We start from the raw sequence: 7,460 nt of genomic DNA, 5'->3' as shown, positions 1-7,460 counted from the left end.
AGGTCGTCACCGTCGCCCCCTCGGCGCTCCTCCAGCAACTCCGCGAAATACCGACCCATCTCTTCCTGTGCTTGCCGACGTTCCTGCTTGATCCGGTCGATGTCGGTGCCGTCCGTGGAACGTGCGACGAGTGCATCCGACCACTCCTTGAACTGGTCGCGTCGGTCGGACGGGATACCGAGCAGTTCGGCGATGACGATAACGGGCAAGGGAACGGCGAAGCGATCGACGAAATCGAACCGGTTGTCACCCTCGATGTCGTCCAGTAACTCCTCGGTCAGTTCCTCTATTCGGGGGCGATACTCCCGCAACGTTCCCGGCTGGAATCGTTCGTTGACGAACCCTCGAAGTCGCTCGTGTTCGGGCGGGTCCACGCTGATCATCGTCTGCAGTATCGACCCACCCTCGTCCGAGGCGCGCGCGGAGTCGTCCGCGAGTACACCTCGATCCGAGGTAAACGCCTCGTGGTCGCCGAGTATGCGGTCTATCTCTTCGTATCGGAAGAGGTCCCACCGCTCGCGCTCTTCGTCGAAGTGAACGGGCGAGTCACGTCGCATTTCGGCGTACCATTCGAACGGTTCCAGTTGTCTCTCTCGACTGCGAATCGCTTTCGGAAGCGTTCCCTTTCCTACGGGTGAATCTGATGACGACACAAATTTACTGAACGTTCGGTAAATTATAGGCCTTTTGGTGACTCCCTCACCGAGGGCTTCGCTTTTCACCCCTGTATCAGTTCGTTGTTGATGTACGACAACAACGAGACGCGAACCGCCGCGACTGCGGCGCTCCGGTCGGTCGTCGCCCGGTTGTACGTCGCTCCGCTCGTCGTGGCGAAGATGTGCTCCGCAACGCGCCTGGAATCGACGTTTCGAAACACGCCTTCGTCGATTCCCCTATCGATTATCCGCTCCATCCGTTTCACGATCAGGCCGTCTATCTCGGTGAACTGCTCGCGGAATTTGTCGTTCATAACCGCCTGTGAGCGAAGTTCCACCATCACGGCCCGGTGCTGGCTCTCTTCGTCACTCAGTTGGAGGGGGAGAAGCGCTTCTACGAGCTGTTCGAGCTCTCGATTGGGGGCTTCGTCGTCGGTATCGATATTGGCTTCGAGTCGATCGATCGTGAATTCGAGAAAGGACTGCAACAGGTCCTCCTTGGAGTCGTAATGGTAGTACAACGAGGCCTTCGATTGGTTCAGTTCGTCGGCGATCCGGGAAATCGAGAGCTGTGCATACCCGTGCTGGAGTAACGCTCTCCGTGTCGCCTCCATGATCTGTTCTTCGGACTCGCTCCATCTGTTTCCGATCGTATCTTCGGACATTGTCGTGTTCACGCTGCTGTCGATGCGGGATGATTCGGAACCGGAATTTTCACGCGGAAAGCGACGGTTGGCCACCGACCGGGTGGGTCTCGTACGGATGTCCCCACACCGTGTCTTCCGTATGAACGCATATCGACGTCGTCGGCGAATAAACTGCCACGATACACTCCCAACCCCCACGAACCGCGGAACGGTGGGCTGCCGGAGATCACTGTTTCCCTATCCGCCGAATGGGTAGTTGGTGGCAAAAACGTTTCGTTGAACTGATACTGGAACGAGGGTCTTCACTGATTTTGAGACTGCTGGAAGGACTATCGTCCACCAAAAGGACTTTTACTGAACGGTCGTTAAGCAAGTTATGGCGAATCAGAACCCCGAACTCGACAGGCGACTTCCGAAAGGACTCGAACCGTCCGAGCGACGGATGGACCCATTCCCGTGGTACGAGACGATGCGTCGCACCGAACCCGTTCGGTACGACGAAGAGCGCGAGCGGTGGGACATATTCGGCTACGACGACGTCAAACGCGTGCTCTCGGACTACGAAACCTTCTCCTCCGCGGAATTGTCGGATTTCGACCCGTTCGGCTCCCTCGGTACCGTTCTGGTGGACGAAAACCCACCCGAACACAGCCGCATCCGTGGCATCGTCGACGAGTATTTCCGACCGGGAAATCTCGAATCCCTCCGTCCGTCGATTCGAGCCATCGCCGACGACCAACTCGACGAGGCGCTCGCCAGCGGTCCCGACATCGACGTTCTCTCGGAACTCACCGCGCCAGTCACGGCGCGTACCATCTCCCGTCTGCTCGGAATCCCGGCCGACCAGTGGGACATCATCAAACGATGGACCGGTGCGATGGAGGGGGCGAAGGGGGACCCACAAAAGCTGTTCGCGGAAGTGCGCGAGTACTTCGGAGAACTCATCGACGAGCGTCGAGTGACGGGCGGGGACGACCTCATCTCGGTTATCACGGATACCGACTCGCACGACGTTCCCCTTTCCAAGGAGGAACAGGTCTCGTTCTGCATCTTCCTCTTCCTGGCCGGTCACTCGACGACGACACACGCCGTCGGCAACGCGCTGTGGACGCTCGACGAGGAAGGGTACTACGCGGACCTGCGTGACGGGACGATCGATCCGAAGATGACGTTCGAGGAGGTCCTCCGGTATCGCGGCCCCGTGCAATCGCTCTCCGGACGGGTGACGACGGAGGAGGTGGAGTTGAGCGGGACGGTCATTCCCGCAGGAGAGCAGATAACCTCGTGGATCGGATCCTCGAACCGCGATCCGGCGGTGTTCGACGACCCCGGGGAGTTCCGCCCGGAGCGGCGAGCGAATCGTCACATCGCGTTCGGGTTCGGACCGCACCACTGTCTGGGTGCCCCGCTCGCGAAACTGGAGGGAAACATCATTCTCGATGCCGTCACCGACCACGTCGAGGATATCGAAGTCCTCTCGGAGTCGGTCGAACCGGTGACCTCACCGGTCAGTTACGGATTCGACGGCCTCCCGATGAAGTTCTACACTTGAGCCACACTTGCGCCATCGGTTCGTTCCGTCGAAACGGTCGATAACCGTCAACCGAACGGACGAAACCGAATGCGGTTCGAACGGCGTTACCCCATTGGTCATACCCCGTTGGTCGTTCGGTTGTCTCCTTCGTGCGTCATTCGGCCGTCTCGGGTGTCTCGCGCGTGTACCACCACGCCCAGAGGACGAGAACGCCTTGAAGCGGGAGACGGACCCACACCCCGATCCGAGTGATATCTTCGGCCCAGTCCGGAACCGCATCGGGGAGTTCGCCGCTCATCGCCATGTGGACGTTCGCCGGGAACACGGCGACCAGCAGTGCGATGATTCCCCACGCGGAGAGGCGACGCGTTCGTCGAATCATCACGCCGATTCCGAGGACGATTTCCGCGATTCCGGAGAGATACACCAGCGCGACAGGGTTCGGGAACTGTGGCGGCACGATTCGAGCGTACACCTTCGGGACGACGAAATGCATCACCCCCGCGATGGTGTAGAACAGCCCCATCACGTAGAGCAGCGGTCGTTCGAGTCGAGACGGGTCGTCATCGCCATCGTCGTTCATACCGGGGGTACGGACCGGCGGACGAAAACAGTGTTCCGTCTTCGACATGCCTCCAATCTATCTTCCACGGTGAACGGTCGATTCGGAGCGCTCAATACGGACAGTCCGCTACGGGAAACCAGTGGTTCAGGACTTCCTCGGAACGCTGTTCGGCGGCCCCTTTGCGGTGATGAACACCATCGGACTCGTCGCCTTCGCACTGGTCGGCGCGACCAAGGCGATACGCGAGGAGTTCGACCTGTTCGGCATCACCGTCGTCGGCCTCGCCACCGCGTTCGCCGGTGGCATGACACGCGACGTTCTCGTGAACCGAGTGCCGCTCGCGCTCACGTCCCCGATAGAGATCGGTTTGGGTGTGTTCGGTGTCTGTCTGGCGGTCGGGCTGACCCTCGTGCTCGACTCTCCCGATGATCATCCCGTGACGCTCCTCTCCGACGCCGTCGGACTCGCCGCGTTCGCCACGACCGGGGCCATCGTGGCGACCCAAACCGGTGTCTCGGGCTTCGGCGTCGTCGCCATCGCGACCATCAACGCGGTCGGTGGCGGCGCGCTCGCGGACGTCCTGTTGAATCGGTCGCCGTTCATCCTCTTAGAGGACTTCTACGCGAGCTGCGCGGTGTTAGGTGGCGGCACGTATTGGCTCGTCATCGCTCTCGCCGGTGTCGGCGTCGGAAATACCGCCGCTGCGACGTGCGCCGTGGTGACCGTCGGGACGCGGGTGGCGGCGGTCACGTACGGATGGTCGCTTCCGACGGTGCAGATACTCGGCGTGGAGAGGAAGAAAGGCCAGTAACCAAATCGAGATCTCAGTCGATGCGGTACCGTTCGATCTTGTCGTAATCGATTTCGATCCCGAGACCCGAACCTTGTGGCACTTCGAGTGTGCCACCAGTGCTGTCGAACGGGTCCTCGATAACGTCGTCCTCCCAACCGTAGTAGACCGAATCGGGCGGGAGCGAAAAGCCCGGTATCCCGTGGACCGCGTGCAGAATCGCCGCCGTTCTGATCCCGAGGTCGAACGCGCAGTGATGTGCCATCGGAAGTCCGGCGTCCTCCGCGATGGCTGCCTGCTGCCGCAATCCCGTTATGCCACCAGTGGGCGTCAAATCCAACACGGCGACGTCGATAGCCCCCGCGTCGATGAGTCGGCGGAGGTTGTGTGGAATGTAGGTGTCCTCGTTCGGCCCGATCGGTTGTCCGGTGCGCTTCAGTCCGGCCAAGGACTCGTGTGCATCGACTCGGATCGGTTGTTCCATGTACTGGAGATAGATCCCGGCGTCGGCGAGCATCGAACCGACGCGGATCGCTTGGTCGGTGGTCCACCCCTGATTGGGGTCGAGACGAAACTCCAGTTCGCCATCGACCGCGTCGTGCATCGCCTCGATACGGGTGACGTCCTCCTTCCAGTCCCGCCCGGCTTTCGTCTTCAGCACGGAGAATCCCTCGTCGCGCACGGCGGCGGCGCGTTCACGGGATTGCTTGGGCGATAGGATTCCGAGGCAGTACGCGATTTCGACCTCGTTATCCTCCCCGTACTCCCCCTGATGCTCCCGGTGTCTCGTCTCCGTCTGGTTCGGTGCCGTCCATCCGCCGAGCAGTTCGTAAATCGGTTTTTCGAGCGACTTGCCGACGATGTCCCAACAGGCGACTTCGACTGGTGCGAAAAACGGGTCGGCGTTGGCGTACTCGATGAACACCTGTCGCCGGAGTTTTTCCAGTTCGAACGGCGACTGGCCGACGACGAGCGGGCGAATCCCCTCTTCGATGATGGCGACGGTCGCTTCCGGCGTGAGGAACACGCGAACCTCCCCCCACCCTGAGATTCCCTCGTCGGTGTCCACCCGAACGAGGACGCGGTCCATGTCCGTCAGCGAGTTGTGATTCGTGACGTAGGGTCCGATGCCACCGTCTTCGAACGGGACGAGCGGGACGTTGACGGCGACCGCTTCGATATCCGTGATCTTCATGGAGAGGAAACAACCCCCAAAACGGCCCGCGAAGGCTCTCCTCCGTATTCTTCCGTACTACACTCCCATTTCGTGGATACCTCGGAACACCCGATACGTTCCCCGTTCGGATACTGGAATGGCATAACGTATTTTTCATAGCAGGCGGTGATAAATCCGCACCCTCATATCATCCGATTATAACTGTCCTCTAAAAAACATTAATTACCATTCTAGTTCCGTTAATTTAATTAATTACAATCTTCGATACTCAACTGGATCATGCAACCCAATCGACGGCGGTTCCTGAAAGGTGCGAGTGTCGCCGGACTCACCACGATGAGCGGTCTGGCGTTCAGCGGCACGACGACTGCCGCGTCCTACACGATAGACAGCGACCTTCGGCAGACCGTCGGAATCTCCGGTAGCCAGCTCGACTCGGCGGTCGATTCGGTGTCGCCGGGGAGTCCGCTCGTCGGGCTCGGCGACACGTGGGTCGACGTCCAGAACAATCGAAACATCAACGCGGTGTACATGGCGGCCCACGCCGCGCTCGAATCGGCGTGGGGGAGGAGCAACATCGCACAGGAGAAGAACAACATCTACGGCTTCAACGCACGGGACATCTGCCCGGCGGAGTGTGCCGACGGATACGCGTCGTTCGAACAGTGTGTCCGCCAAGTGATGGCGTACGTCGATGAGGAGTACCTCTCCACGGACGGGACGTACTACGAAGGTTCGACGCTGCGCGGCATGAACGTCCACTACGCGTCGGACGACCAGTGGGCGGAGAAGATCGCAGACATCATGAACGACATCGCCGCAGAGCTTCCCTCGGGCGGTGGCGGCGACGGCGGAAGCGGTGGCTTCGCCGACGGCGACCAGGTGGCACCGACGACGGCGTTGCACACCCGGAAACAGCCCGGTACAGACCAGACGGTCGTCGCAACGATCTCGGCTGGCGAGGTCGGCGAGATCATGAACGGTCCCATCGACAAGGACGGGTACACCTGGTGGGGCGTCCATTGGCTCGACCGCGGCGTGTGGGGCTGGTCGGTCGAACGTTACCTCACGTCCACCAGTGGCGGCGGTTCAAAGCCCTCGGTGACGTTCGACCAAGCCGCGTCGGGCAACTACGCGGCGGCGAACCGAACGGCGAGCGACATCAACTGGATCATCATCCACACCATCCAAGGCTCGTACGAGGGTGGCATCAGCGTGTTCAACAACCCGGATTCCGGCGTGAGTGCCCACTACGTCGTCGGCAACAGTTCGGGACAGATCACCCAGATGGTGTACGACGACGACATCTCCTACGCCGCCGGGAACTACGATTACAACAGCGCAGGCCTCAACTTCGAAAACGAGGGCTACGCGTCCGAAAGCCATCCCGACCAATTGTATCAGAACCTCGCCTCCATCGTGAGTTGGGCGTGTGAGGAGTACGGCATTCCGAAATCCCATCCGACCGGCGTCGCTCCGGCGGACCCGGCCGACGGATCGGGTATCATCGGCCACGAACAGGTTCCCGACCCCGACAACCCCAGCGTCGGCGGTGGCGCGAGCCATCACACCGACCCGGGCAGTGGGTGGGAGTGGGACTACTTCATGAGCCTCCTGTAAAATCGTCCCGCACAAAACGCACGGAGTTCGCTGATTTTTTGACCGTCGTCGAGGATCACACTGATCGACATCCCTCGTTCATCGGAAACGCCACGTGACACGCCTTTCTACAATATCTAACAATAGGTACTTAAGATACAATTTCTACCGATTTCACCTTACCTATCTCACCTACCTTAGCTACTCCAACTACGCTTCCCATCCGTCCTTTCCCCATCCCTGTGCTTTCCTACCTCTTACAACACTACCTGGACTACTTATTGAACCTATGCTATCTACGATACCTATCGCAACTTGTTCACCTATTCTTGTCTTCTCTCACCCTCTTCCACTTGCTCCATCCCTTGCCATTCCGCTGCGGTACCCTCACTGCCTCGCCTGGTTACCTATTTCACCTATTCTATCTATCTTACCTATCTCGATGTTCCACTCCGTCTATCCCTCGTATTCTGCTCAAACCGTGATGTTACC

At 59.8% G+C, this 7,460-nt stretch carries 6 protein-coding genes and 1 pseudogene; 3 read left to right on the top strand and 4 right to left on the bottom strand.

Features of this window, described 5'->3' with window-relative positions; translation table 11 throughout:
• Positions 1-653, bottom strand: a pseudogene (locus WBV42_RS05755) (cytochrome P450); the annotation flags it as partial.
• Between the two features lie 65 nt (positions 654-718).
• On the bottom strand, positions 719-1,321 hold the full coding sequence (locus WBV42_RS05750; protein WP_066147372.1) for a TetR/AcrR family transcriptional regulator: 603 nt from the start codon (positions 1,319-1,321) through the stop codon (positions 719-721).
• Positions 1,322-1,679: 358 nt separating this feature from the next.
• Here WBV42_RS05750 and WBV42_RS05745 point away from each other — a divergent pair, with 358 nt between their 5' ends.
• Positions 1,680-2,855, top strand: coding sequence for a cytochrome P450 (locus WBV42_RS05745; RefSeq protein WP_423985177.1), 1,176 nt, complete (start codon positions 1,680-1,682; stop codon positions 2,853-2,855).
• Between the two features lie 136 nt (positions 2,856-2,991).
• On the opposite strand, the gene WBV42_RS05740 is transcribed toward WBV42_RS05745, so the two are convergent.
• Positions 2,992-3,420 carry a DoxX family protein gene (locus tag WBV42_RS05740; protein WP_423985176.1) on the bottom strand — a complete coding sequence of 143 codons (429 nt, stop codon included), beginning with the start codon at positions 3,418-3,420 and terminating at the stop codon, positions 2,992-2,994.
• Positions 3,421-3,589: 169 nt separating this feature from the next.
• On the opposite strand from WBV42_RS05740, the gene WBV42_RS05735 reads away from it, so the two are divergent.
• Entirely contained in the window at positions 3,590-4,213 is a 624-nt protein-coding gene (locus tag WBV42_RS05735) for a trimeric intracellular cation channel family protein (protein ID WP_423985178.1), read from the top strand.
• A gap of 13 nt (positions 4,214-4,226) precedes the next feature.
• Here WBV42_RS05735 and WBV42_RS05730 read toward each other — a convergent pair whose 3' ends face one another.
• Complete coding sequence (locus WBV42_RS05730; RefSeq protein WP_423985175.1) at positions 4,227-5,387, bottom strand: mandelate racemase/muconate lactonizing enzyme family protein; 1,161 nt, start codon at positions 5,385-5,387, stop codon at positions 4,227-4,229.
• Positions 5,388-5,648: 261 nt separating this feature from the next.
• Here WBV42_RS05730 and WBV42_RS05725 point away from each other — a divergent pair, with 261 nt between their 5' ends.
• Entirely contained in the window at positions 5,649-6,989 is a 1,341-nt protein-coding gene (locus tag WBV42_RS05725) for an N-acetylmuramoyl-L-alanine amidase (RefSeq protein ID WP_423985174.1), read from the top strand.
• Positions 6,990-7,460 lie beyond the last annotated feature (471 nt).

Source organism: Haladaptatus sp. (genome assembly GCF_049589095.1).
Classification (GTDB): Archaea; Halobacteriota; Halobacteria; order Halobacteriales; family Haladaptataceae; genus Haladaptatus.
Note: the sequence above shows the minus strand (reverse complement) of the source record. Positions and strands in the feature narration are given on the sequence as shown.

Excerpts from the sequence above, each read along its gene's own strand:
- WBV42_RS05750 (WP_066147372.1), bottom strand. The coding sequence starts at position 1,321 with ATGTCCGAAGATACGATCGGAAACAGATGGAGCGAGTCCGAAGAACAG.
- WBV42_RS05745 (WP_423985177.1), top strand. The coding sequence starts at position 1,680 with ATGGCGAATCAGAACCCCGAACTCGACAGGCGACTTCCGAAAGGACTC.
- WBV42_RS05740 (WP_423985176.1), bottom strand. The coding sequence starts at position 3,420 with ATGAACGACGATGGCGATGACGACCCGTCTCGACTCGAACGACCGCTG.
- WBV42_RS05735 (WP_423985178.1), top strand. The coding sequence starts at position 3,590 with ATGAACACCATCGGACTCGTCGCCTTCGCACTGGTCGGCGCGACCAAG.
- WBV42_RS05730 (WP_423985175.1), bottom strand. The coding sequence starts at position 5,387 with ATGAAGATCACGGATATCGAAGCGGTCGCCGTCAACGTCCCGCTCGTC.
- WBV42_RS05725 (WP_423985174.1), top strand. The coding sequence starts at position 5,649 with ATGCAACCCAATCGACGGCGGTTCCTGAAAGGTGCGAGTGTCGCCGGA.